The 22,328-nt window shown below is 75.0% G+C and carries 25 protein-coding genes; 3 read left to right on the top strand and 22 right to left on the bottom strand.

The genetic code is table 11. The features are described 5' to 3' along the window. Positions 1–4 precede the first annotated feature (4 nt). From ACQPY0_RS13035 to ACQPY0_RS12980, 12 genes are all read right to left on the bottom strand, one after another. The gene (locus ACQPY0_RS13035; protein WP_432988326.1) at positions 5–715 is read right to left on the bottom strand and encodes an alpha/beta hydrolase; all 711 of its coding nucleotides are present in this window, start codon (positions 713–715) and stop codon (positions 5–7) included. Beyond that, complete coding sequence (locus tag ACQPY0_RS13030; protein WP_432988324.1) at positions 712–1,821, bottom strand: LLM class flavin-dependent oxidoreductase; 1,110 nt, start codon at positions 1,819–1,821, stop codon at positions 712–714. The genes ACQPY0_RS13035 and ACQPY0_RS13030 overlap by 4 nt, the downstream gene beginning before the upstream one ends. Next, positions 1,818–2,969: an acyl-CoA dehydrogenase family protein gene (locus ACQPY0_RS13025; RefSeq protein WP_432988322.1), complete on the bottom strand. Its 1,152-nt coding sequence runs from the start codon at positions 2,967–2,969 to the stop codon at positions 1,818–1,820. Before ACQPY0_RS13025 ends, ACQPY0_RS13030 begins: the two co-directional genes overlap by 4 nt. Beyond that, positions 2,966–5,224 (bottom strand): molybdopterin-dependent oxidoreductase, encoded by a 2,259-nt coding sequence (locus ACQPY0_RS13020; protein ID WP_432988320.1) that lies wholly within the window; start codon positions 5,222–5,224, stop codon positions 2,966–2,968. Before ACQPY0_RS13020 ends, ACQPY0_RS13025 begins: the two co-directional genes overlap by 4 nt. Next, positions 5,221–6,168 (bottom strand): ABC transporter ATP-binding protein, encoded by a 948-nt coding sequence (locus ACQPY0_RS13015; RefSeq protein WP_432988319.1) that lies wholly within the window; start codon positions 6,166–6,168, stop codon positions 5,221–5,223. Before ACQPY0_RS13015 ends, ACQPY0_RS13020 begins: the two co-directional genes overlap by 4 nt. Beyond that, positions 6,165–7,124: an ABC transporter ATP-binding protein gene (locus tag ACQPY0_RS13010; RefSeq protein ID WP_432988317.1), complete on the bottom strand. Its 960-nt coding sequence runs from the start codon at positions 7,122–7,124 to the stop codon at positions 6,165–6,167. The genes ACQPY0_RS13015 and ACQPY0_RS13010 overlap by 4 nt, the downstream gene beginning before the upstream one ends. Next, on the bottom strand, positions 7,108–7,902 hold the full coding sequence (locus ACQPY0_RS13005; protein ID WP_432988315.1) for an ABC transporter permease: 795 nt from the start codon (positions 7,900–7,902) through the stop codon (positions 7,108–7,110). The genes ACQPY0_RS13010 and ACQPY0_RS13005 overlap by 17 nt, the downstream gene beginning before the upstream one ends. Then, positions 7,899–8,912 (bottom strand): ABC transporter permease, encoded by a 1,014-nt coding sequence (locus ACQPY0_RS13000; RefSeq protein ID WP_432988313.1) that lies wholly within the window; start codon positions 8,910–8,912, stop codon positions 7,899–7,901. The genes ACQPY0_RS13005 and ACQPY0_RS13000 overlap by 4 nt, the downstream gene beginning before the upstream one ends. Further along, positions 8,909–10,444: an ABC transporter substrate-binding protein gene (locus ACQPY0_RS12995; protein ID WP_432988311.1), complete on the bottom strand. Its 1,536-nt coding sequence runs from the start codon at positions 10,442–10,444 to the stop codon at positions 8,909–8,911. The genes ACQPY0_RS13000 and ACQPY0_RS12995 overlap by 4 nt, the downstream gene beginning before the upstream one ends. Positions 10,445–10,755: 311 nt before the next feature. Continuing rightward, entirely contained in the window at positions 10,756–11,628 is an 873-nt protein-coding gene (locus tag ACQPY0_RS12990; RefSeq protein ID WP_432988309.1) for a hypothetical protein, read from the bottom strand. Beyond that, positions 11,625–12,047, bottom strand: coding sequence for a cupin domain-containing protein (locus tag ACQPY0_RS12985; protein WP_432988307.1), 423 nt, complete (start codon positions 12,045–12,047; stop codon positions 11,625–11,627). Before ACQPY0_RS12985 ends, ACQPY0_RS12990 begins: the two co-directional genes overlap by 4 nt. After that, entirely contained in the window at positions 12,044–12,454 is a 411-nt protein-coding gene (locus ACQPY0_RS12980) for an RrF2 family transcriptional regulator (RefSeq protein ID WP_432988305.1), read from the bottom strand. The genes ACQPY0_RS12985 and ACQPY0_RS12980 overlap by 4 nt, the downstream gene beginning before the upstream one ends. A gap of 139 nt (positions 12,455–12,593) precedes the next feature. Here ACQPY0_RS12980 and ACQPY0_RS12975 point away from each other — a divergent pair, with 139 nt between their 5' ends. Continuing rightward, on the top strand, positions 12,594–13,364 hold the full coding sequence (locus tag ACQPY0_RS12975) for a hypothetical protein (protein WP_432988303.1): 771 nt from the start codon (positions 12,594–12,596) through the stop codon (positions 13,362–13,364). Here the strand turns inward: ACQPY0_RS12975 and ACQPY0_RS12970 are convergent. From ACQPY0_RS12970 to ACQPY0_RS12960, 3 genes are read right to left on the bottom strand one after another with little or no spacing between them, the layout of a single operon-like run. Further along, positions 13,333–13,905 (bottom strand): TetR/AcrR family transcriptional regulator, encoded by a 573-nt coding sequence (locus tag ACQPY0_RS12970; RefSeq protein WP_432988301.1) that lies wholly within the window; start codon positions 13,903–13,905, stop codon positions 13,333–13,335. The genes ACQPY0_RS12975 and ACQPY0_RS12970 overlap by 32 nt on opposite strands. Next, positions 13,898–14,692 carry an alpha/beta fold hydrolase gene (locus tag ACQPY0_RS12965; protein WP_432988299.1) on the bottom strand — a complete coding sequence of 265 codons (795 nt, stop codon included), beginning with the start codon at positions 14,690–14,692 and terminating at the stop codon, positions 13,898–13,900. Before ACQPY0_RS12965 ends, ACQPY0_RS12970 begins: the two co-directional genes overlap by 8 nt. Positions 14,693–14,711: 19 nt before the next feature. After that, the gene (locus tag ACQPY0_RS12960; protein WP_432988297.1) at positions 14,712–15,227 is read right to left on the bottom strand and encodes an N-acetyltransferase family protein; all 516 of its coding nucleotides are present in this window, start codon (positions 15,225–15,227) and stop codon (positions 14,712–14,714) included. Positions 15,228–15,292: 65 nt separating this feature from the next. Here ACQPY0_RS12960 and ACQPY0_RS12955 point away from each other — a divergent pair, with 65 nt between their 5' ends. After that, positions 15,293–16,240, top strand: coding sequence for a hypothetical protein (locus ACQPY0_RS12955; protein ID WP_432988295.1), 948 nt, complete (start codon positions 15,293–15,295; stop codon positions 16,238–16,240). Between the two features lie 23 nt (positions 16,241–16,263). Here ACQPY0_RS12955 and ACQPY0_RS12950 read toward each other — a convergent pair whose 3' ends face one another. Next, positions 16,264–16,695 (bottom strand): hypothetical protein, encoded by a 432-nt coding sequence (locus ACQPY0_RS12950; RefSeq protein WP_432988293.1) that lies wholly within the window; start codon positions 16,693–16,695, stop codon positions 16,264–16,266. A gap of 201 nt (positions 16,696–16,896) precedes the next feature. On the opposite strand from ACQPY0_RS12950, the gene ACQPY0_RS12945 reads away from it, so the two are divergent. After that, positions 16,897–17,247, top strand: coding sequence for a hypothetical protein (locus tag ACQPY0_RS12945; protein ID WP_432988291.1), 351 nt, complete (start codon positions 16,897–16,899; stop codon positions 17,245–17,247). A 101-nt stretch (positions 17,248–17,348) separates the two neighbouring features. Here ACQPY0_RS12945 and ACQPY0_RS12940 read toward each other — a convergent pair whose 3' ends face one another. From ACQPY0_RS12940 to ACQPY0_RS12915, 6 genes are all read right to left on the bottom strand, one after another. Continuing rightward, positions 17,349–18,020, bottom strand: a complete 672-nt coding sequence (locus ACQPY0_RS12940; protein ID WP_432988290.1) for a FadR/GntR family transcriptional regulator — start codon at positions 18,018–18,020, stop codon at positions 17,349–17,351. Beyond that, on the bottom strand, positions 18,011–18,853 hold the full coding sequence (locus ACQPY0_RS12935; protein ID WP_432988288.1) for an amidohydrolase family protein: 843 nt from the start codon (positions 18,851–18,853) through the stop codon (positions 18,011–18,013). Before ACQPY0_RS12935 ends, ACQPY0_RS12940 begins: the two co-directional genes overlap by 10 nt. Beyond that, complete coding sequence (locus ACQPY0_RS12930; RefSeq protein ID WP_432988286.1) at positions 18,850–19,773, bottom strand: aldo/keto reductase; 924 nt, start codon at positions 19,771–19,773, stop codon at positions 18,850–18,852. Before ACQPY0_RS12930 ends, ACQPY0_RS12935 begins: the two co-directional genes overlap by 4 nt. Then, the gene (locus tag ACQPY0_RS12925; RefSeq protein ID WP_432988284.1) at positions 19,770–20,525 is read right to left on the bottom strand and encodes an SDR family NAD(P)-dependent oxidoreductase; all 756 of its coding nucleotides are present in this window, start codon (positions 20,523–20,525) and stop codon (positions 19,770–19,772) included. The genes ACQPY0_RS12930 and ACQPY0_RS12925 overlap by 4 nt, the downstream gene beginning before the upstream one ends. A 31-nt stretch (positions 20,526–20,556) precedes the next feature. Next, complete coding sequence (locus tag ACQPY0_RS12920; RefSeq protein ID WP_432988282.1) at positions 20,557–21,564, bottom strand: glycosyltransferase 87 family protein; 1,008 nt, start codon at positions 21,562–21,564, stop codon at positions 20,557–20,559. 67 nt (positions 21,565–21,631) lie between these two features. Continuing rightward, positions 21,632–22,327 carry a siderophore-interacting protein gene (locus ACQPY0_RS12915; RefSeq protein ID WP_432988281.1) on the bottom strand — a complete coding sequence of 232 codons (696 nt, stop codon included), beginning with the start codon at positions 22,325–22,327 and terminating at the stop codon, positions 21,632–21,634. Between the last annotated feature and the right edge of the window lies 1 nt (position 22,328).

Here is a 22,328-nt window from a genome sequence, read left to right as displayed (position 1 = left end):
TCCTCTACGAGACGGTGAGAATGGCGGGGGCGGCCGGGTCCGCGCGCAGGCGCTCCAGCCACTGCACGACGTGCGCCGCCACCGTCCGGTGCGTGATGTCGTTCAGCGCGTCGTGGCGGCCGTCGCGCACGGTGGCCAGCTCGGCCCGCGGGAGCGAGGCGGCGAGCCGGCGGACTCCGGCCAGCGGCGCGACCGGGTCGGCCTCGCCGTGGATCAGCAGGACGGGGACGGTGATCTCGGGCGGTACCACGGCGGCGGCCAGATCGGCGGGAACCTCCGCGGCCAGGGCGCCGCGGGCGAACGCGCCGTCGCCGGTCAGCCGGGAGCGGTGGGTCGGGCACGCGGTGCGGGCCTCCAGCTCGTCGTCCCACCCCAGCAGCGAGGGCGAGGAACCGGCGGACCACGGGGTGCCGGCGGCGATGACCCCGGCGGCGCCGGCCGCGTGGGCCAGGGCGAGCGCCCGCAGCGCGCCGGTGTCGGAGCCGGCCAGCACCAGCGGGGCGACCGCCTGGTCCGGGTCGCCCGCGCGAAGCCGGTGAGCCGGACTGGGCGGGCCGGACGCGCGGACCGCGTAGCCGTCGGCGGCGAGGCGGCGGCCGAAGCGCTCGTACACGCCGGGGTGCTCACCGCGCCCCGGCAGCACCAGGACCGTGCCGCGCACGGCGATCTCCGGCGGCGGATCCCAGCGCAGGCCGGCCAGGACCGAGGCGGTCACCGGGCACCCACCGGGACCGCGGCGGACGCGGCGGCCCGGTGGGCGAGCTCCTGGCGGACCAGTGGCAGCAGGTGGCGGCCGTAGTCGATGGCGTCGTCGAGGGGGTCGTACCCGCGGATGAGCAGCGTCGTCACGCCGATGTCGACGTAGTCCAGCAGCGCCTTGGCCACGGTCTCGGGCGTGCCGACGAGCGCCGTCGAGTTGCCGCCGGCCCCGGTCGCCTTGGCCGGCGCGGTCCACAGGGCGCGGTCGTGCACGTCGCCCTTGGCCGCGGCGGCCAGCAGGCGCTGGGAGCCGACGTTCTCCGGCGGGCCGTCGCTGCGCCAGGCGCGCTGCGGCCAGTTGGAGCGGCCGGTGAGGACGGTGTCGAGGATGGCGTGTGCCCGCTCCCAGGCGAGCTCCTCGGTCGGGCCGAGGATCGGGCGGAACGAGACGCTGATGCCCGGCGGCTCGCTGCGGCCGGCGGCGGCCGCGGCGGCACGCACGGAGGCGATCTGCTCGGCGGTCTCCGCCAGCGGCTCGCCCCACAGCGCGAAGGTGTCGGCGTGCTTGCCGCCGACGCGGTACGCGGCCGCGGAGGAGCCGCCGAAGTACAGGGGAATCCGGTGCGCCGGCTGGACGTGGGCGGAGAAGTCCTCGAAGCGGTAGTACTTGCCGTCGTAGTCGAACGGCTCGGGCGAGGACCAGGCGCGGCGCAGGATCTCCAGGTATTCGTCGGTGCGCGCGTATCGCTCGTCCTTGCCGAGGTAGTCGCCGTCGCGGCGCTGCTCGTGGTCGTTGCCGCCGGTGATGGTGTGCACGGCGACGCGCCCGCCGCTGAGCTGGTCCAGGGTCGCGAACGTGCGGGCGGCCAGCGTCGGGGCGACGAAGCCGGGGCGGTGCGCGACGAGCAGGCCCAGGCGCTCGGTGTGGGCGGCGACGTGCGCGGCGACCTGGCCGCCCTCGGGCCAGCCGGAGCCGTACCCGATGAGGATCCGGTCGAAGCCGGCGTCCTCGTGGGCGCGGGCGAAGCGGCGCGTGTACGCCGGATCGACGAGCGGTCCTGAGGGCGCATGGATCTCGGAGGCGTGCTGCGTGCCGATCATGCCGATGAACTCGACCGTCATGGCGTGGATGTCCTTTCGTAGCGGGCCAGCGCGGCCTTGCCGGCCACGGCGAGAATGGTGTCGTCCTGCGGGGTGTGGATGCGGGCGCAGAGCACGTCGCGCAGGTGACGTTCGAGGGGGTTGCGCCGGTTGAGCGCGTTGTTGCCGACGAGGGCGACGGCGTCCTGGACGCTCTCGATCGCGGCGCGGGTGCCGGCGAGCTTGCCGAGGCCGGCTCGGCGGATCGACTCGGGGTCGCCCGCGTCGACGCCGGCGGCGAGAGCGCGCACGAGGACCTCGGCCGAGAGCAGCCGGGCCTCGATCTCGCCGACCGCGGCCTGGAACCGCGGCAGGGTGGCCAGGGGCTGGCCGAGCGAGGTGGGGACCCGCTCGTGCAGGAAGCGCACGAGCCAGTCGCGGGCCGCGTTCGCCACGCCGAGGTACAGCGCCGTCAGCCCGAGGCAGTTCCAGGCGAACAGCTCCGCGCCCCGGGCGTCCGGCACGGGCGCGGCCAGCTCCACGGTCGCGTCGATCGGGACGCGCACGTCGGTGAGGACGACGTCGTCGCTGCGGCTCGCGCGCAGGCCGAGGTGGTCCCAGGTGGGCTCGATGCGCAGGCCGGGGCTGCCCCCGCGGACCAGGAACGAGCCCGTGCGCGGCTCGTCCTCGTCGGTGCGGGCCCAGACGAGCATCCAGGCCAGGGCCTCGGCGCCGGTGGAGAAGATCTTCCGGCCGGTCAGGGCCCAGCCGCCGGCGACCCGGCGGGCCACGGTGGCGGGCAGGCCGCCGCGGGCCGGGGTGCCGAGCTCCGGCTCGACGCGCAGCGCGTTGACGAGCGCCGGGCCGCCCGCCGACTCGGCCAGCAGCTGCCGGTAGTGCGGCGCGGGCCAGCTCGACGTGCGCGCCTGCCCGGCGTGGGTGAACAGCGTCATCGCGGTGACGAGCGCGACGGCGGGGTCGCCGGCGCCGAGGGCGGTGAGGATCTCCACGGTGCGGGCGAGCCCGGCGCCGGGACCGCCGTAGCGCTGGGCGACGGTCGCGGTGAGCAGGCCGTGCCGGTGGACCAGCGCGATGCCCTCGTGCGGGAACGTGGCCTCGCGGTCGTGCTCCTCGGCGCGCTCGGCCAGCTCGGCCGTCACGGCGGCCAGGTCGGTGGCGGTGGCTGTCATGGCATCCTCCGGATCGCCGGTGGTTCGTGGACGGTGACCGGGGGCGGCTCGCCCCGGTACCGCTCCACCTGTACCAGCGCGTGCTGGCCCGTGCAGCCCTGGGAGAGCCGCGAGCTCGGCGCGTCGGCGGTGAGCACGTTCGGGTTGCCGTGCGCGCACAGCACGCCCTCGGGGGTGTCGACCGGGTCGAACCACGCGCCGGTCGGCAGCCGCAGCACGCCCCGCCGCAGCCCGTCGTCGATGACCGCCCCCGCGAGGCAGGCGCCCCGGTCGTTGAACACCCGCACGACGTCGCCGGCGGCGATGCCGCGCTCGGCCGCGTCGAGGGGGTGGATGCGCAGCGGCTCGCGGCCGGCGACCTTCGCGGCCCGGCTGACCGCGCCGACGTCGAGCTGGCTGTGCAGGCGCGTCTCGGGCTGGTTGGCGATGAGCAGCAGCGGGTGGCGGGCCGCGGCCGGGCCGCCGAGCCACTCCTCGGGCTCCAGCCACGCGGGGTGGCCGGGGCAGTCGGGGTAGCCGAAGGCGGCGATGGTCTCGCAGTACAGCTCGATCCGCCCGCTCGGTGTGCGCAGCGGGTGGCCGTCCGGGTCGGCGCGGAAGCGCTCGAAGAGCGTGAACCGCTCGGGGCCGGGCGGCAGCTCCAGTTCCCCGGCCGCCCAGAACTCCTCGAACGTCGGCGCGTCCGCGGGGCGCCAGCCGTCGTAGAGGTGCCGCAGCCACTGCATCGGCGTGCGCCCCTCGGTGAAGGCGGCGCCGTAGCCGAGCCGGTCGGCGAGCCCGGCGAGGATCGCATGGTCGTCGCGGGCCTGCCCCAGTGGCGGTACCGCGCGGTGCATGGCGATGAGATGGGTGTCGCGGCGCCCGCCCCCGATGTCGTCGCGTTCGAGGGTCGTGGTGGCCGGGAGCACGACGTCGGCGTGGCGGGCGGTCGCGGTCCAGTGCGTTTCGTGCACCACCACGGTGTCGGGGCGGCCGAACGCGCGCCGCAGCCGGGCCAGGTCCTGGTGGTGGTGGAACGGGTTGCCGCCGGCCCAGTGGACGAGCCGGATGTCCGGGTACGTGCGGCGCTGCCCGTCGTAGTCGTAGGCACCGCCGGGGTCGAGCAGCATGTCGGCGATGCGGGCGACCGGGATGAAGTCGGTGACCGGGTTGGTGCCCTGGGGCAGCCACGGCAGCCGCGCGGCCGGGCCGTGGTCGCCGACGTCGCCCATCGAGCCGTACCCGTGCCCGAACCCGCCGCCGGGGAGCCCGATCTGCCCGAGGGCGGCGGCCAGCGCGAGACCGGCCCAGACCGGCTGCTCGCCGAAGCGGGCCCGCTGCAGCGACCACGTGACGGTGACCAGGGTGCGCCGGTCCGCCATCCGGTGCGCGAGGGCGCGAATGTCCTGCGCCGGGATGCCGCAGATCGGCGCGGCCCACTCCGCGGACGTGGGCGTGCCCTGGATGTACCGCAGCAGCCGGGGGAATCCGACGGTGCAGCGGTCCAGGAAGTCCCGGTCGTGCCGGCCGGCCTCGACCAGCGTGTGCAGCAGTGCCAGCATCAGCGCGGTGTCGGTGCCGGGCACGATCGGCAGCCAGGTGGCGTCCAGTGTGGACGGCAGGTCGGCGCGCAGCGGGCTGACGAGCACCACGGGCGCGGCCAGCCGGGCGAGGTGGCCCGGGGTGGCGTGGCGGGTGACGCCGCCGGGCGTGACGTACACGTTCTTGGCCGGGATCCCGCCGAACGCGACGACCAGCTCGGTGTGCTCGGTGATGGTCGGCCACGAGGAGGCGTTGCGCAGCACCTCCTCGGCGTCGCCGACGACGTGCGGCAGCAGCACCAGCGACGTGCCGAGGCTGTAGGAGTTGCGGGAGCCGGTGTACCCGCCGCCGAGGTTGAGGAAGCGGTGCAGCTGGCTCTGGGCGTGGTGGAACCGGCCGGCGCTGGCCCAGCCGTACGAGCCGCCGAACACGGCCCCGTCGCCGTGCTCGCGCCGCACCCGGGTCAGCTCGCCGGCGACCAGGTCCAGGGCCGTGCCCCAGCCGACCTCGACGAACTCGTCGCGGCCGCGCCGGTCCGTCGGGCCCGGGCCGCGCTCGAGCCAGCCGCGGCGGATCGCCGGGGCGCGGACCCGCGTGGCGTGGGTGACGCCGTCGGCGACGTTGCCCAGCAGCGGGGACGGGGCCGGATCGGCCGGATGCGGGGCGACGGCGAGGCCGCCCGCGCCGGCGGTCACCCGGTAGGCACCCCAGTGCGAGGTGGTCGGGGTGCTCATACCAGCGCCCCCCAGGCTCCGGCGCGGTGGCAGGCGACCGCGCGAGCGCCGTCCACGGTGGACAGTTCCGGCTCGGTGGCGCAGCCGTCGGTGGCGAAGGGGCAGCGGGCGGCGTATCCGCAGCCGCCGGCGTACCCCTCGCCGTCGCCGCCACGCAGGCGGGCCGCCGGGATCGGGTGCTCGCGGCGGACGCTGGGCGAGGAGGCGGCCAGCAGCGCGGTGTACGGGTGGCGCGGCTCGGTGAGCACCGGGCCGATCGGGCCGTGCTCAACGAGCCGGCCGCCGTAGAGCACGGCGACGCGGTCGGCGATCCCGGCCAGGGAGCTCAGGTCGTGGGAGATGACGACGAGGGTCACGCCGCCGGTGTCGCGCAGGTCGGCGAGCAGGCGCAGGACGTGGTTGCGGTTGGAGGCGTCCAGGGCGGAGACGGGCTCGTCGCACAGCAGCAGCCTCGGCTCGACGGCGAGGGCGCGGGCGAGCAGGACCCGCTGGCGCTGGCCGCCGGAGATCTGGCCGGGTGTGCGAGGGCCGAGCGCGGGGTCGAGGCCGACGCGGGTCAGCGCGGCGGCGACTCGCTCGGCGATCCCGCCCGGGGCGAGCCGGCCCGCGATGGCCAGGCCCTCGCCCACGATCGTGTCGACCGTGTGCTGCGGGTCGAGGGCGCGCAGCGGGTCCTGGAAGACGTACTGCAGCACCCCGGTGCGCCGCCACGCCCGCAGTGCCCGGCCGCGCAGCGCGGTCAGGTCGGTGCCGGCGAAGCCGATTCGTCCACTGTGGACGGGCGCGAGCCCGGCGACGGCGCGGGCGAGGGTCGTCTTGCCGGAGCCGGTCTCGCCGATGACGCCGAGGATCTCGCCGGGCTCGACGGTGAGGTCGACGCGGTCGAGGACGGGGCGCTCGCCGTACGACACCGTGAGCCCCTCGACCGAGAGCAGGGCACTCATGCGCCCACCAGCGCCAGCTCGGCCGCGCGGTGGCAGCGCACCGCCCGGTCGTCCAGTGTGGACATCGGGACCGGGTCGGCGCACACGCCGGAGGCGTATGCGCAGCGGGGCGCGAAGCGGCAGCCGGCGACCGGGGTGCCGGGCTCCGGCGGGCGGCCCGGGATCACCTGCAGCGTGCGGCGGCGCCAGTCGCCGAGGGAGGCGACGCTCAGCAGCGCCTCGGTGTACGGGTGCCGCGGGCCGGCGATGACCTCGGCGGTCGGGCCCTGCTCGACGATCTCGCCGGCGTAGAAGACCGCGACCCGGTCGCAGACCTGCGCCACGACGGCGAGGTCGTGGCTGACCAGCAGCAGCGCCAGGCCGTCGCGCTCGCGCAGGTCGCGCAGCAGGTCGAGGACCTCGGCCTGCACGGCGGGGTCGAGGGCGGTGGTGGCCTCGTCGGCGACGAGCAGCTCTGGCCCGCCGGCGACGGCGATCGCGATCAGGGCGCGCTGGAGCATGCCGCCGGAGAGTTCGTGCGGGTACTGGTCGTAGACGGTCCCGGGGCGGCGCAGGCCCATCGCGGCCAGCAGTTCGACGGCCGCGGCGCGGGTCGCCCGGCGGGGCAGGCCACGCTTGAGGCGCAGCTGCTCGGCGAGCTGGCGGCCGACGGTCAGCGACGGGTTGAGGTACGACCCCGGGTCCTGGAAGACGGCGGCGAGGCGGCTTCCGCGCACGCGGTCCCAGCCCGTGCGGGTGAGCGCCGTGAGGTCCGTGTCGCCGAGGGTGACCCGGCCGCCGGAGACCGCCACGCCGGGCGGCAGCACGCCGAGGATCGCGCGGCAGGTGAGGGTCTTGCCGGAGCCGGACTCGCCGACCAGGCCCAGCGACTGTCCCTTGTGGAGACTCAGCGAGACCTGCCGGACCGCCTCGGCCCCGCCGGGCACGGTGACATGGAGGTCATCGACGCGCAGCACGGGTCCCCCGATCGTCGGCGAGATTGTTGAGCGCGGCCACGGTCAGCGCGATCAGCGCCGCCGGGATGAGCGGCGCCCACGGCTGCTGGGCCAGAAAGCCCAGGTCGCTGGCGAGGACCCCGCCCCACGTCGGCGCGGGCGGCTGGACGCCGATGCCGAGAAACGTCAGCGACGACACGGCCAGCAGCGCGCCGCCGGTGGCCTGGGCGGCGGTGACGGCGACGGTCGGCAGGACCTTGCCCCACACGTGGGTGCGCAATATCCGGCCGCGGGAGGCCCCGAAGAGCTCGGCGGCCTCGACGTACTGGGCCCGGGTGAGGCTCAGCCCGGCGGCCCGGGTGACGCGGAAGAACAGCGGCGCCAGCAGCAGCCCGATGGCGAGCATCGCCTGGGTGAGGCCGTTGCCGAGGATGCCGGTGACGGCGACCGCGAAGACGATGAACGGCAGCGTCATGAGCGCGTCGGCGGCCCGCAGCAGCAGCCACTCGACGCCGCGGCCGAGCCACAGCGACGCGAGGCCGGGAACGACGCCGAGCAGCAGCCCGACGCCGACGCTCTCGATCGCGGCCAGGACGGTGGTGCCGGTGCCGGCGACGAGGCGGCTGAGCACGTCGCGGCCGAGGTAGTCGGTGCCGAACGGGTGGGACCACGACAGCCCGCGCAGCGCGAGGTCCGGGTTCTGGTGCAGCGGGTCGTGCGGGGCCAGCAGGCCGCCGGCGACCGCAAGGACGGCCACGACCGCGAGGATCGCCGCGCTGCCGGCGGTGGCGCGGCTCATGACCGCCGCCCCTGCGGGGTGAGGCGGGCCAGCGCCAGGTTGACCAGCGTGTTGCACAGCAGCACGACGGTGACGGTGACGAGCAGGGTGCCCTGGATGAGCGGCACGTCGTGCTGCGCGGAGGCCTGCAGCGTCAGCTGGGCCAGGCCCGGCAGGTTGAAGATCTTCTCGGTGACGACGGCGCCGCCGAGGACCATCGGCACGCCCATGCCGAGCACGGTCAGCGCCGGGCCGGCGGCGTTGCGCAGGGCGTGGCGGAACAGCACCCGGCGGGCGCCGAGGCCGCGCACGACCGCGCCGGTGACGTAGTGCTCGCCGAGCTGCGCGACCAGCGAGGTGCGCAGCTGGCGGGCGATGGAGGCGGCGATGTCGAGGCTGAGCGCCAGCGCCGGCAGGATCGCGAAGCGCAGCCAGGGGCCGAGGCCGTGCTCGGGGCCGACGTATCCGCCGGCCGGGAGCGCCTTGAGCAGCACTGAGAAGACGACGACGAGGCCGATGCCGATCGCGAACGGCGGCAGGGTGCCGAGCGCCGAGGCGACGAACGTGACGGCCCGGTCGAGGCGACTGCCCTGGCGCAGGGCGGCGGCGATGCCGGCCGCGCCGCCCAGGAGCACGGCGAGCAGGACCGCGAGGCCGGCCAGGGCCAGGTCGACCGGGAGCGCGGCGAAGATGCTGTCGGAGACCGGGATCGTGGTGAAGTACGAGCGGCCGAGGTCGCCGGTGAGCGCGTGGCCGAGCCAGTCCGCGTAGCGCACCAGGAACGGCCGGTCGAGGCCGAACTCGTGGTTCATCCGGGCGATGTCGGCCGGCGTGGCGGTCTCGCCGAGCACGGCCGCCGCCGGGTTGCTCGGCGACAGGGCGCCGAGGCCGAACGTGAGCAGCGACGAGAACAGGAACACCACGACCGGCGTGGCCACCGCGCCGATCCAGCGGCGGCGCCGGCGCTGCGGCGGGGTCGCCCCCGAAGGGGCACGCGGCGGCGCCGGCGGCCGTTCGAGCAGCGTGGTCATGAGACGGTCACCCCTTCGAAGCGCTGGACGACGGTGAACTCGGGGATGGCGGAGACGTTCGGCCGGCGGGCGAGGATGCGCGGGACCGTGTAGAGGAAGACGTTGGGCATGGTGCGCACCGCGACCGCCGTCGCCGCCTGCAGCACCGTGGGGTAGCTCGGGTCGCCGAGCGGGGTGCGGCTCACCTTGGCCAGCGCCTCGGCGAGCTCCGGCGGCTGGACGCGGCCGGGGTTCATCAGCCCCTCCTTGCCGAAGAGCACCTGGAAGGCCTGCACGGCGGCGTCGCGCCCGGCGAACTGGTCGACGAAGAGGGCCTTGCTGTGCTGGACGTACACCAGCTGCGTCGACTGGGCCTGGGGGATGACCTCGATGGTCGGCTTGAACCCGGCCGCCTGCAGCTGGGACTGCAGCTGCTCCGGCACGCCGGCCGCGGTCGCCGTGGTGATGACGACGTCGACGGGGGCGCCGCGGTACGACGACTCGGCCAGCAGCTGCTTCGCCTTGCCGGGGTTGTAGGCGTAGATGCCGTCCAGGGCGGGGTTGTAGCCGGCGTAGCCCTTCGGGAACGGCTGGTACGCGACCTCGCCGTGGCCGAACTGGGCGGTCTTGAGCAGCGCGGCGCGGTCCACGGCGTAGCGCAGGGCCTCGGCGACCTTCGGGTCGTCGAACGGCTTCTTGGTGATGTTCACGTCGAGTACGGCGACGACGAGCGAGGGGATCACCTGGACCTGCAGCCCGGCCGCCTTGGCCGCCTCGACCTGGCTGCCGGGGATCTGGGCGACGTCGTACTGCCCCGACTGCAGCGCCGCCACGACGGTCGCCGCCTCCGGCAGCGGGTACGCCTCGAAGTTCTGCAGCTTGATGCTCGCCGCGTCCCAGTAGCTGGGGTTCTTCGCCAGAACCGCCTTGGCGTTCTGCGCGTAGGAGGTGAGCGTGAACGGCCCGGCACCGGCCGGCTTGGTGGCCAGGGCCTCGGCGTTGGACTCGAAGGCGGCCGGGTTCACGATCATGCCGGTCTTGCCGGCGAGCAGGTTGGGAATCTGGAAGTCGGCGACGCCGAGCTTCAGCACGACCGTGGCCGGGTCCGGGGCGAGGATCTCCTTGACGTTGACCAGCTGCGGGCCGACCAGCGACTTGGGGAAGTCCCGGCCGCGCTCCAGGCTCTTCTTCACCGCGGTCGCGTCGAGCGGTGCGCCGTCGCTGAAGGTGAGGCCGGGGCGCAGCGTGAAGGTGACCTCGGTGCCGTCGGCGTTGTACTTCCAGCCGGTGGCCAGGGCCGGCGCGGCGTCGCCCCGCTCGTCGAGCTTGGTGAGCCCGGCGTAGACGAGGGAGAGCACGTGCACGTCCCAGCCGGCCGACGAGGTGACCGGGTCCCAGCTGGTGGTGAGCGCCCAGCCCCACTTGAGGGTGCCGCCCGCCCCGCCGGCGCCGGGGCCGGTGGTCCCGTCGCCGCACGCGGTGAGCAGCGCGGCGCCGCCCAGTGCGGCGCCGAGGCCGAGGAACGACCGGCGGCTCATGATCGAGGAATTCATGACGGCTGATGCCTTTCGAGGGTCTGCGGGTACGCGGAAGCCGCGCCCGGACAGACGCGGGCGCAGAGATGGTGCCAGGAAAAGGGGAGTGAGAAAGGGGCCTAGCGACAGAGCGCGCTTGCCGTGCGGGTCATGCGTCCTCCGCTTCGCTCCGGCCGCACGCCTTCCGAACTGAGCCCATGATGACCGGCCTCCTTCACTTCGCTCCGGAACCGGTCATGGGCCCATCATGCGGAGCGCCGCGAACTGTCGTCAATAGCCATCGGGATGTGTCCTATTTATCGAGACGAAGCCGATGGGTTTGATAGGAATTAGCGCGCCCGTGTGGCAGGATGGGTGCCGGCCTCGCCGGGGTCCAGGAACACCGGACCGCCGGGGGTCGGCACGGTCACCGCGCCCGGAGGCGGGGCGTCGGACCCCAGCAACAGGCGGGTCTCCGGGCCGGTGACGCTGCGGTAGTCCGCCAGGCCGCCGCACGCGGGCGCCACCCGCACGCTGCCGGGCGCGACCGCCTCGGCCGCCTCCAGGTAGCGCTCCAGCGTCCGCCAGCCCGGCACGATCGCGCGCCCGCGCGGGCCCTGGAAGATCAGGGTCGGGAAGGCATAGCGCAGCCCGTCCTCGGCCTCCTTCGCCGCGCCCGGATGCGGCCCGTCCGCGCGCAGCCCGACGACCTCGGGCGCGGGGCGGCGGCACTCGCGGTAGTCCCGTGCGGCCGCCCGCCGGGTCCACGGGGCGCGCAGGTCGGCGGCCAGGCGCGCGGTGTCCAGCCCGGGCACGCCGCGCACGGCGTCCAGGGCGTGCTCCTCGGTGTCGGCCGGCTCACCGAGGACGAAGAACGTCTCCCGCAGCCGGCGCAGCACCCGATCGGCGACCGCCGCGCCCTGCCCGCCCGCGGCCGTCGCCACCAGGGACGACGGCACGCTGGACAGCGCCACCCGGGAGAGGCGCGCGGGCCACGGCGCGCCGGTGTGCCCGGCGATCTGCTGAACGTGCCGGTGGTACCACGCCGTCTCGGCCGCCGGGTCCGGGGCCGGGTCGTCGTCGGGGTGGAACAGGATGCCGAACACCCGCCGCCAGGGCGCCGGGGCGAGGGCGGCGCGCAGGTAGCGGAAGACCGGCTCCGAGCCCCACGCCCACGGGCACATGGGGTCGGTGTGCTCCACAATGGACAGCTCGCCGCTCACGGACGTTCGACCGGCGCCCACAGGCTCGGCAGGTTGACGACCACGCCCTCCTGGCTGCTGCGGGCGATGACGACGACCGCCTCCTGCGCCCCCGGGTTCTCCTCGCGGTGCGCGACGTAGGGCGGGACGAAGATGTAGTCGCCCGGCCCGGCCTCCAGGCGCACCTCCCGCTCGCCCTCGGCGAAGACGAAGACGGGGTGGCCGGAGACGATGTAGATGGCGGTCTCGGCCTCGCCGTGGTGGTGGTCGCCCGAGTTGGTGGCCGGGGCCACGTGGGTGCGGCCCATCCAGAGCTTCTCCGAGCCGACCGTCCGGCCGGAGATCGCCTCCAGCCGGGTCATGCCGGAGGTCTGGCGGGTGTCGCCGCTGAGCTCGGCGGCGCGGATGTGGCGCAGCGGGGCGTGCCAGTGATCGGTCATCGGGCGGCTCCTTGGTTGGCGTACAGCAGGTCGGCGACGGTCGTGCCGGTCAGGATCTCCTCGGTGCGGGCCCGGATCTCCCGCCACACCGCGGCGACGGCGGGCGCGCGGCCGGGATCGTCGTCCGGCCCCTCCCCGTGGACGGTGAGCAGCTCGCCGTCGACGGCCGCGACGACCTCGGCGAGGGTGATCGCGGCGGCGGGGCGGCCCAGCCAGTAGCCGCCCTCGCAGCCGCGCTGGCTGCGCACCAGCCCGGCCCGGCGCAGGTCGCGCAGGACGGCCTTGAGGAAGCGGAACGGGATGTGCTCGTCGGCGGCGATCGACTCGCACACGAGAGGGCGGTCGGGCTCGGCGGCGAGCGCGGCCAGGGCGCGGATGGCGTAGTCCGCCTTCGCCGAGATGCGCATGGTCCGAAACCATACCAAGGAACTCTGATTTGTATCCATTGCCCTGCGAGTACAATCGCGGCGTTTGAGACTTTTTGCCCGATTTGTCGTTGACCCCCTCGGTGGCCGGGCACGAGGCCCGGACGGACGGGAGTTCGACATGAACCGCAGGAGCCTGCTGCTGGCAGCCGGCGCCGTCGGCGTCACGACCGCGGTCGGGGGTGCGGCGGCCGCGATCGCCGCGGACGACCCGGAGGCGGGCCGCAAGCCGCGGCCGATGCTGACCTGGGAGCTGGTCGGCGGCTTCGTGCCGGCGGGCTGGAACGCGCTGCGGGCGCCGCGGCTGGTCGCCTACGACGACGGGGTGCTCATCGCCGACGCCGCCCGGCGCCTGCGCCTCGGCCAGGGCGAGCTGCGCTCCCTGCGCAACCACGCCACCACGGTGCTGCGCGACCCGGCCAACGCCCGCCGCCGCCCGGGCGCGCCGATCATCGCCGACGTCCCGTCGACGGTCTTCACCGCCCGCACGAACGGGCGGAAGTTCAGCCTGCGGTTCGAGGGGCTGGAGGAGACGCGGCGCGACAAGGCCTACCCGCCGCCGGCGTACTCCCTGCTGGAGCACCTCACGCAGCTGCGTGACCGGGTGAACCGCTCCGGCGCCCAGTGGCACCCGGACGCGGTCCGGCTCGTCGCCAACCTCATGCAGGCCGCCCAGCCCAGCACCGGCGCCGTCCCGCCGTGGCCGGCCGGCGTCCCCGTCCCGCAGTTCCGCAAGGACGAGTTCCTGGCCCAGCTGGACCTGCGCGACCGGCAGGCCCGCGCGCTCATGCGCGCGCTGCCGCACCCGGACCAGGCCCAGTGGCCGGTCCACCGGCTGCCCGACGGCCGCCGCGCCCAGGTCAGCTGGCGTTTCCTGCTGCCGCACGAATGAGCTTCATCGTCTCGATGAGCACGCGGTGGCTCTCGGCGAGGTCCTGCCCCAGCTGGAAGGCCCCCTCGGTGTGCAGCACCGCGAAGCCGTGCATCGCGGCCCGCAGGACGCGGGTCGCGTGCACGAGCCGGTCGCCGTCGAGGTCGTAGCCCTTGAACACGGCGAACACGACCGCGAGGAACCGCTCCCCGGCCGCGGTGACCGCCGCGTCGCCCGGGTCGGGCCGCTGCGGGACGAGCGCGTAGCGGTGGGGGTGGCGCGTGGCATAGGCGTGATACGCCACCATGAGCGCCTCCAGCGCGCCGTCCCCGCTGCGCCCGAGCATCGCGGCGGTCACCTCCGCGGTGAGCTCGTCGACGATCCGCGCCGCGAGCCGTCCGCGCAGCTCGGCGAGCGAGGCGACGTGCTTGTAGAGCGACGGCGTCGCCACCCCGCACTCCCCCGCCACCGCCGCGAGGGTCAGCGCCGCCGGCCCGCCCGCGTCCACCACCCGCAGCGCCGCGTCGACCACGGCGGCCGGGCTGAGCCCCGCCCTAGGCATCCGCGCGCGCCGCGAGGAACGCCAGCACCGCCGCGGCGGTCTCCTTCGGCATCTCCGAGTGCGGGTAGTGCCCCGCCCGGTCGATCATCGCCACCGCGCCGCCGACCCGCCCGGCCACCAGCCGGGCCTCGGCCGCCGGGTCCGGGAAGTCGGGGTCCTTGCCGCCCATGACGACCAGCGTCGGCGTGCGCACCTCGGCGAAGCGCGCCTCGCACCCGGACACGTCGGCGGCCATCATGGCCCGTAGCGCCGCCATCCGGCCCGGCTCGGCCAGGTTCGCGGACAGCGCCGCCTTCTCCCCCGGGTCCGGCCTGCCCGTCTTGTACAGCGACGCCCAGTACGTCACCCAGAGCCGGCGCGACGCCGACACCGCCTTGATCGCGGTCCGCATCAGCAGGTTCGGCGCGGGCAGGACCCGGGCGAACGGGTCGGAGAGGACCAGGGCCGAGAAGAGCTCGGGGGCCTCGGCGGCCGCCCAGATCGCGCTCGCGCCCGTGTAGGAGTTCGTGAACAGCACGGCCGGCCCGGCGTCGAGGTGGCGCAGCAGCGCGATCGCGTCCCGGGCGACGGCCTCCGGCGAGTAGTCGCTCCAGACGGCGTCGGTCTCGCCCTCACCGCGCAGGTCCATGGTGACGACCCGATGGCCGGCCGCGGTCAGCTCGGGCACGAACGGCGCGTAGGTCCGCCGCGTGACCCCCAGGCCGGGCAGGCACAGCACCAGCGGCCCGTCGCCGAGCGTGTCGTCGTAGGCAATGGTCCCGCCCTCGTGCGCAAAGCTCATTGTCATAGCTTTAAAGCTAATGCCGTTAGCTTTCCTCGTCAAGCCCGCGCTGCATCAGCACGGTGCCGACCCATCGCCCGTGCTTGAACCCGACCCCGCCCAGCCGCCCGGCCTCGCGGAACCCGAGCCGCCGGTGCAGCGCGTGGGAGGCGTCGCCGCCGGCGTCGGTGATGACGGCGATGACCTGCCGGGCCCCGGCGCGGGCACACTGGTCCAGCAGCGCCCGCAGCAGCGCCGAGCCGATCCCCCGCCCGCCGTACCCGGGCGCGAGGTAGATCGAGTCCTCGACGGTGTGCCGATAGGCCGGCTTGGGCCGCCACGGCCCGGCGTAGGCGTAGCCGGCGACCCGGCCCCCGACCCGGGCCACGAGGAACGGAAGCCCGCGCGCGGTCAGGTCGTCGAGCTTGGCGCGCCAGTCGTCCACCGTCGGCGGGTTCTCCTCGAACGTGATGACGGTGTCGGTGACGTACGGCGTGTAGATCCGCTCGACGGCCGCCAGGTCCGCGATGACCGCCTTCGCGATGGTGAGATCCGGTTCCATGGGGGCATCGTCGTACGCCGCCGGCCGGACTGCGCGGGCGGGCCGGAGTCGGTAGGGTTCGGGCCGTGGGAGCGCTTGGGCGGGCCGGACGGGAATACCGGGCGCAGCAGCGGGTTTCGCTGCTCGAAGGACGGCTGGACCTCGGCCTGCCCGAAGGGGCCCGCGTCGAGGCCCGGCCGCAGTCGCTGATGGGGGTCGCCACCGCCGGGGTCACCGAGACCCGTGTGGTGTACGACCTTGACGGGGAGCGGCTGGTGCTGCTCGCGACCGAACTGTTCCGCACCGCGCCCGGGGACCTGCACCAGAGCGTCGGCCGGATCGTCGAGGCCTGGGAGCTGCCCGCCGGGCAGCGACTCGTCCCCGTCCCGGCCGAGGCCGACGGGGTTCAGGTCGCGGCCTACGGGTTCTGGCCGCTGGACTCGAGCCGCCAGGCGGTGCCGATCGCGGACGCGTTCGTGCGGGCCCCGGACACGACCGTCATCCGGGTGCAGATGTTCGTGTCGCCCAACGCGGCCGACGACCGGGAGGGGCTAACCGAGCTGGCCGGGGCGGTCCTGCGCACCCTGTCCGCCGGACAGCGTGGCGTCGACGCCGGCGGTGGGAGCCGGCGCCTGTCCGGGCTCGACGGGGAGGCCATCCTGTCCGTCGACGTACCGAAGGGCTGGGTGGCCTATCAGGAGCCCGGGCTCTCGTTCGTCGTGCTGCGGCTGCTGCGCCTCACCCCGCTCGGCGGGCCGTTCGCCACCGTCACCGTCTACCGGGGCAGCGCACCCTCGCTGGTGCACCAGCGATTCCCCGCCGACGCGGTCACGCGGGCCGGCGGGCGGCTGCTCGGGCTGCCGACCGACTGGGTGCACGTGCACACGGGCATCGGGGGCAGTTCCGCCGTACACATGCAGGAGGCCCTCGTCGAGGACGGCCAGGGGCAGTTCGTGCACGCCCTCGCCGAGACCGACGACCCCGGCCTCGAGGACGAGATCGCCGCCCTGCTCGGATCCCTGACGCGGGTCTGATCAGAGGAAGTCGCGGCCCGGGGTCAGGCCGGCGGCAGCACCAGCTCCTCGGCGGACTCGATGAGCTGCAGCGAGTCCTCGGCTCCGAGACGGCGCTCGCAGAGGTAGCCCAGCAGCGACCAGGTGGTGTCGTAGACCGCCTGGGGCGGGAACGCCTCCAGCACGCCCTCGGCCCCGAGCTGGCTGCGGATCAGCGCCTCGGCGACCGCTGGGTCGACCTCGACGTCCTGCCGCATGCCTTCGACGAACCCGGCGATGTCGTCGCCGGGCGTGTCCTCGTCGAAGAGGCTGCGCACGGCCAGCCCGAGCGCGGCCTCGAGCACCGGCGCGTCGTGCTCCTGCGCCGGCATCTCGGCGGCGCGCCCGGCCGCGTCCTCGTCCCCGTTCAGCAGCGCGACGACCACGGCCCCGACCCGGGACCGCGGCTGCCAGCCCTCACCCTGCTCACTGCCCATGTGATCGAGAGTAGCGACCCGACGCGCGGGTTCCCGGCCCATGGGACGGAAGCTGAGCGGCCGCCTGGCGGGAGGCTCCGCCCGCCGGTCGGGGTCACCCGGACAGACCGCCTTCTTGACGGTTCAGGCACTGCTTTCCGCATACACCATCCGTACCGTGACGAACACGTAACGCAACTTCGGTTGATGGAGGGAGAAGTGATGCGAGGAAAGACGCGAACCGGCCTGGTCGCGGCTCTGTCGGTGCTGGCCACCGCGGGAGCGGTCGCGGTGGCGACGCCGGCCGTGGCGAACACTCGGGACAACGCGGGCTCGTACATCAACACGAGGACGAACCTCAACTCGGTGCCGGGCGCAGCCTGGTATTACTGGGCCAACTCCGGCGTCGGGGTGTGGATGGACTGCTGGACCCAGGGACCGCTGGCGGACGGTCAGTACAAGTGGTTCAAGGTGACGGTCCGCGACGGCACGGGCTACGGCATGGTCGGATACGTTCCAGCCCCGCGGGTCAGCAACCAGTGGACATCATCGCCGCTCTGCCCACCGTGGTGATCCCGGCGAAGCGGTCCGCATCCGTTCGAGGCTGACGATCCGGACGACGAACAAGGCGGCGCGCGACGCCTTGTGACGGGACGACGGACCCGCGCCAGAACCTAGAGGGCACGGCGCAGCCACTGTTCGACGCCGGCCACGTGGATGGCCGCCCAGGAGCGGGCCAGGTCGGGCTCGCGGGCGGCGATCGCGTCGACGATGGCCTGGTGCTGCTCCCGCGTGCGGGCCGCGGCGCCCTCCTGGGTCAGGCCGCGCCAGATGCGGGCCCGGGTCGTCGGGCCGGACAGGCCGTCGATCAGGGAGCACAGGACCGCGTTGCCCGAGCCGGCCGCGATCAGGCGATGAAACTCCAGGTCGTTGGCGACCAGGGCCTCGATCGGCGGGTCCTCGCCCAGCGCGTCGAGGACCGCCTGAAGCTTCGCGACCTCCTCGTCGCTCATCCGCCCGGTGGCCAGGGCGGTGGCGGCCGGTTCCAGGATGCGGCGGACCTCCAGGAACTGCAGGACGGTGTCGTCGCGGTGGAAGTCGACGACGAAGCTCAGGGCGTCGAGCAGGAGGTCGGGCTCCAGGCTCGTCACGTATGTGCCGTCGCCCTGGCGGACGTCCAGGACCCGGATCATCGACAGGGCCTTGACGGCCTCGCGCAGGGAGTTGCGTGACAGGCCCAGGCGCTCGGCCAGGTCGGCCTCCTTGGGCAGGCGGTCGCCCGGGCCCAGCTCACCCGAGGTGATCATGCCCTTGATCTTGTCGATTGCCTCGTCGGTCAGTGCCATACGACCCTCCGCGGCGACTGTACGCCGTAGACCTCGGCCGCCGTGGCGGCGAAGACCCGTTCGTGCTCGGCCGCGGGGACCAGCTCCTCGGCGGCCGCCAGGACCCGGGCATACGGGGCGGCCAGGGTGCAGACCGGCCAGTCCGAGCCCCACATCAGGCGGTCGGGGCCGAAGAGCTCCAGTGCGGACTCCGCGTACGGGCGCAGGTCATCCACCGTCCAGCGCTGCCAGTCCGCCTCCGTCACCAGGCCCGAGAGCTTGGCGGTCACGTTGTCGCACCGGGCCAGCACGGCCAGGGCGGTGTACCAGGTCACGAATGCTCCGGCGGCTATGCCGGGCTTGCCCAGGTGGTTAAGGACGAACCGGACGCCGGGCAGGGCGGCGGCGCAGCGGGCGGCGGACGGGAGCTGGTCGGCCCGGATGACCAGGTCGAACACCAGGCCCGCGCGGCCGTAGGCGGCCAGGCCGGCGCGCACGTCGGGGCGGTCCAGGTAGCCGGCGTCCTCGGCCTGGACCTGCGCGCGCAGGCCGACCAGGTATTCGGCGCCGGGCAGGTCGCGATACGCGGAGAAGCCGGGAGCGGCGGGATCGTCCCAGGCCACCACGCCGGCGATCTCCGGGGTGGTCATCGCGTGGGCGAACAGCAGCCCGGCCTCGGCGGCGTCGCCGCGGCCGCCCTCGACCAGGATCGTGTGGGTGACGGCCGCCGGGTGCAGCTCCGCGCGCAGGTCGGCCGGGGTGAAGGTGCGGCGGATCGGGGCCAGCCCGGGGGCGTCGAGCCAGGCGTAGCCGCCGCCGAGGTGCCACAGGTGGTGGTGCGCGTCGACGATCACAGCAGGCCCCGCTCGCGCAGGGCCGGCCACAGCGACGCCGGCGGCGGAGTCGCGAAGAGGGCCGCGTTGCGCCGCACCTGGCCGGCGTCGTCGGCGCCGAGCACGACCGTGGTCACGGCCGGGGCGCGGGACGGGAAGGCGATCGCGGCGGCGGGAAGGGTGGTGCCGTGGGCGGCGCAGACCTCGGCGACGGCGGCGGCGCGGGCGACGAGGTCCGCCGGCGCGGGTGCGTACTCGTACGGCAGCCCCGCGCGCGGCTCCTCCCGCGCGAGCAGGCCGCTGTTGAAGACGCCGGCGGCCAGCACGGCGACGCCGGACGCGGCGCAGGCGGGCAGCAGGTCCTCGGCGGCGGGCTGTTCGAGCAGCGTGTAGCGCCCGGCGACCAGCACCACGTCGGGGGTGCACTCGGCGACGACCCGGGTCAGCACCGCGGCGTCCTTCGAGCCGGCGCCGATCGCCCCGACGACCCCCTCGGCGCGCAGCTCGGCCAGGGCCGGGAAGCCCTGCCGCAGCGCCTCCTCCGGGTGGTGCTCGGGGTCGTGCAGCAGCGCGACGTCGACCCGGTCGAGGCCGAGACGGCGCAGGCTCTCCTCCAGCGACCGGCGGACCCCGTCGCGGCTGAAGTCCCAGACCCGGCGGTGGGTCCTGGGCACCGCGAAGCCGTCGGCGAGGTCGTCGCCGTCCTCGCCGACCGGCTCCAGCCGGCGGCCGACCTTGGTGCTCAGCGTGTATCCGGCGCGCGGGCGGTCGCGCAGGGCCGCGCCGAGGCGGCGCTCCGAGAGGCCGAGGCCGTAGTGGGGTGCGGTGTCGAAGTAGCGGATGCCACACTCCCAGGCGGCGTCGACGATGGCGCGGGCGGCCTCGTCGGAGCGCTCGTGATACAGGTTGCCCAGTTGCGCGCAGCCGAGGCCGAGGTTCACGTCTTCGGCCTCACGCGCAGGCCGTGCATGCCGCCGTCGACGGCGAGCACGGTGCCGGTGGTGGCGCCGGCCAGCGGGCTGGCGAGATACGCGATGGCGTGCGCGACCTCCTCGGCCGACACGAGCCGGCCGGTGGGCTGGCGGGCCCGCAGCGCGGCGAGCTCGGCGTCGGGGTCGGCGGCCTGGTCGAGCAGGCGGCGCACCCACGGGGTGTCGGCGGTGCCGGGGTTGACGCAGCAGACCCGGATGCCCTCGCGGACGTGGTCGGCGGCCATCGCGGCGGTCAGCGCCTGCACCGCGCCCTTGGTCGCGCTGTAGAGGGCCCGGTCGGGCAGGCCCGCGTGGGCGGCGATCGAGCAGGTGTTGACGATCGCGGGGTGGGCGGAGCGGCGCAGGTACGGCAGCGCGGCCCGGGTCACCCGGACCAGGCCGACGACGTTGACGTCGTACACGCGGTGCCACTCCTCGTCGGAGTTGGCCTCCACGGTGCCGACGGCGCCGATGCCGGCGTTGTTGACCAGGATGTCGATGCCGCCGAGGCGCTCGGCGGCGGCGGTGACGCCCGCGCGGACGGCGGCGTCGTCGGTGACGTCGGCGGCGAACCCGACGATCGGCTCGGGCAGGCCGTCGGTGTGCAGGTCGAGGCCGGCCACGCGGGCGCCGCGGGCGGCCAGGTGGCGGGCGGTGGCCAGGCCGATCCCGGAGGCGGCTCCGGTCACGACGGCCGCGAGACCGTCGAACTCAGTGTTCACGAAGCTCTCCCATACATCGGAGGGTTGCTGTCTACCAGCCGGACATCACGGGCCGCAAGGGATCGCCTCGCGTGGATACATCGGACGTTCTGATCGCGACGAGCAGGACCAGGCAGAGCAGCGTCAGCAGGCTCAGGGGCGGGGCGAGCCACACCAGGCGCAGCGCGAGCACGACACCGGCCGCCACGGCCAGCGGGCGGCGGACCACGAGCAGCGCCGGCAGCGCCCAGACCAGGTGGTGGACCCAGGTGAAGGGGCTGACCAGGCACATCGTGACCCCGGTCAGCGCCAGGCCGGCCCAGTCGCCGGCGTGGCGGACGCGGGCCGCCCAGACCAGCAGGACCGCGACGGCCAGCGGCGGCCAGAGCAGGTCCGGGGCGCCGAGGCGGTGCAGGGCGCCGGCGAGGGACTGGTCGGCCGGCTCGCCCGCCTCGCCGATGCGCGAGACCTGCCAGGCCAGGCCGCCCCAGTAGCGCGCCGACGCCGCGGGCTCGGCGAGCCAGGTGGCGGCGGTGGTGGCCGCGGCGGTCCCGGCGGCGACGAGCGCCTCGCGGTAGCGGCGGGCGATCAGCAGGTACACGATGAACAGCGCCGGCGTCAGCTTCACCGCCGTGGCGATCCCGATCAGGGCCCCGCTGCGCAGCCGCAGCAGATCGAGCGCGACGAGGGCGAGCAGCACCAGGTTGACCTGGCCGAAGCCCAGCGTGTCGCGCCAGGGCTCCAGCGTGGTGAGCAGCACCAGGGCGGTCAGCACCGGCAGCGCGCGGCGCAACCGCAGCCGCAGCACCGCGACGGTGCCGGCGAGCGAGGCGGCGGTGAGCACGCCCGCGGCGCCCGGCAGTGGCAGCAGGGCGAGCGGGGTCAGGACCAGCGCGGCGAACGGCGGGTAGGTGAAGCCGTAGTCGCGGTGCGGGCCGGGCTGGCGGTAGCCGTAGAGGTCGCCGCCGGCCAGCCACAGCCGGATCGCACCCTGGTAGATGCGCAGGTCGAACCAGTCGTGCCAGCGCGCGGAGACCACGACGAAGGCGGCGGCGGCCATCGCGAGCGCCGCCAGGCCCACCCAGGCCCGCGCGGGGGCCGCAACCTCGACGTCCGTGGCAGCGACGTTACTCCATACCGCGCTTGCCCGGCGTCCAGAAGGGTTTCGTCAGCACCGAGCGGCGCGGCCAGCCCCGGTCGCGCACGAGGTGCTGCCGCACGGCCTGCACGGTGCGCGCCTCCCCCGCCACATACGCCCGCCCGGGCTCCCCGGGAAGATCCAGCAGTTGTACCGCGCGGACGAGGCCCTTCGAGTCGGCCGCGCTCTCGCCGTCGCGCTGGACCCACGTCACGTCCCCGTCCAGGTCGAGCCGGTCCTCGGGGCCGGCGACCTCGACCACGGCCCGGCTGGCGGCGCGCTCGGGCTCCGGCAGCGCCCGCAGCATCGGGCCGAACGCGACCGAGGCGGTCTCCTCGCCGACGAAGAGGTGATACGGCGCGGTGCGGGTCACGAAGTCGCCCTTGGGCTTGCTCAGCAGCACCTCGTCGCCGGCCCGGACGGCGGCCGTCCAGCGCGCGCCGGGGCCGTCGCCGTGCAGCAGGACTCGCAGCTCGACCGTGTCGCCGGCCCGGTCCCAGACGGAGTACGTGCGCAGCACCGGCGCCAGCGCGCCCTCGGCCCCGACGTGGAGGCGGACCTGCTGGCCGGGGCGCCACTCGGCGTCGCGCAGCGCGCCGGCCCGCAGGCGGACGTGACGGAACCGCCCGGTGCTCTCGGCCCGGTCGACCGTGGCCCGCACGAACAGCATCTCCCACAGCTTCATG

This window comes from Dactylosporangium sp. CA-233914 (genome assembly GCF_050942935.1).
GTDB lineage: Bacteria > Actinomycetota > Actinomycetes > Mycobacteriales > Micromonosporaceae > Dactylosporangium.
The sequence above is the reverse complement of the archived record's forward strand: the minus strand, read 5'-3'. Positions and strand labels throughout refer to the sequence as shown.

Bases quoted from the DNA above. Each gene is read 5' to 3' on its own strand.
- ACQPY0_RS12980 (WP_432988305.1), bottom strand. From the start codon at position 12,454: ATGCGCATCTCGGCGAAGGCGGACTACGCCATCCGCGCCCTGGCCGCG.
- ACQPY0_RS13030 (WP_432988324.1), bottom strand. From the start codon at position 1,821: ATGACGGTCGAGTTCATCGGCATGATCGGCACGCAGCACGCCTCCGAG.
- ACQPY0_RS13015 (WP_432988319.1), bottom strand. From the start codon at position 6,168: ATGAGTGCCCTGCTCTCGGTCGAGGGGCTCACGGTGTCGTACGGCGAG.
- ACQPY0_RS12995 (WP_432988311.1), bottom strand. From the start codon at position 10,444: ATGAATTCCTCGATCATGAGCCGCCGGTCGTTCCTCGGCCTCGGCGCC.
- ACQPY0_RS12915 (WP_432988281.1), bottom strand. From the start codon at position 22,327: ATGAAGCTGTGGGAGATGCTGTTCGTGCGGGCCACGGTCGACCGGGCC.
- ACQPY0_RS13020 (WP_432988320.1), bottom strand. From the start codon at position 5,224: ATGAGCACCCCGACCACCTCGCACTGGGGTGCCTACCGGGTGACCGCC.
- ACQPY0_RS12945 (WP_432988291.1), top strand. From the start codon at position 16,897: ATGCGAGGAAAGACGCGAACCGGCCTGGTCGCGGCTCTGTCGGTGCTG.
- ACQPY0_RS12975 (WP_432988303.1), top strand. From the start codon at position 12,594: ATGAACCGCAGGAGCCTGCTGCTGGCAGCCGGCGCCGTCGGCGTCACG.
- ACQPY0_RS12960 (WP_432988297.1), bottom strand. From the start codon at position 15,227: ATGGAACCGGATCTCACCATCGCGAAGGCGGTCATCGCGGACCTGGCG.
- ACQPY0_RS12985 (WP_432988307.1), bottom strand. From the start codon at position 12,047: ATGACCGATCACTGGCACGCCCCGCTGCGCCACATCCGCGCCGCCGAG.
- ACQPY0_RS13005 (WP_432988315.1), bottom strand. From the start codon at position 7,902: ATGAGCCGCGCCACCGCCGGCAGCGCGGCGATCCTCGCGGTCGTGGCC.
- ACQPY0_RS12940 (WP_432988290.1), bottom strand. From the start codon at position 18,020: ATGGCACTGACCGACGAGGCAATCGACAAGATCAAGGGCATGATCACC.
- ACQPY0_RS13000 (WP_432988313.1), bottom strand. From the start codon at position 8,912: ATGACCACGCTGCTCGAACGGCCGCCGGCGCCGCCGCGTGCCCCTTCG.
- ACQPY0_RS13025 (WP_432988322.1), bottom strand. From the start codon at position 2,969: ATGACAGCCACCGCCACCGACCTGGCCGCCGTGACGGCCGAGCTGGCC.
- ACQPY0_RS12970 (WP_432988301.1), bottom strand. From the start codon at position 13,905: ATGCCTAGGGCGGGGCTCAGCCCGGCCGCCGTGGTCGACGCGGCGCTG.
- ACQPY0_RS12950 (WP_432988293.1), bottom strand. From the start codon at position 16,695: ATGGGCAGTGAGCAGGGTGAGGGCTGGCAGCCGCGGTCCCGGGTCGGG.
- ACQPY0_RS12920 (WP_432988282.1), bottom strand. From the start codon at position 21,564: ATGGCCGCCGCCGCCTTCGTCGTGGTCTCCGCGCGCTGGCACGACTGG.
- ACQPY0_RS12965 (WP_432988299.1), bottom strand. From the start codon at position 14,692: ATGACAATGAGCTTTGCGCACGAGGGCGGGACCATTGCCTACGACGAC.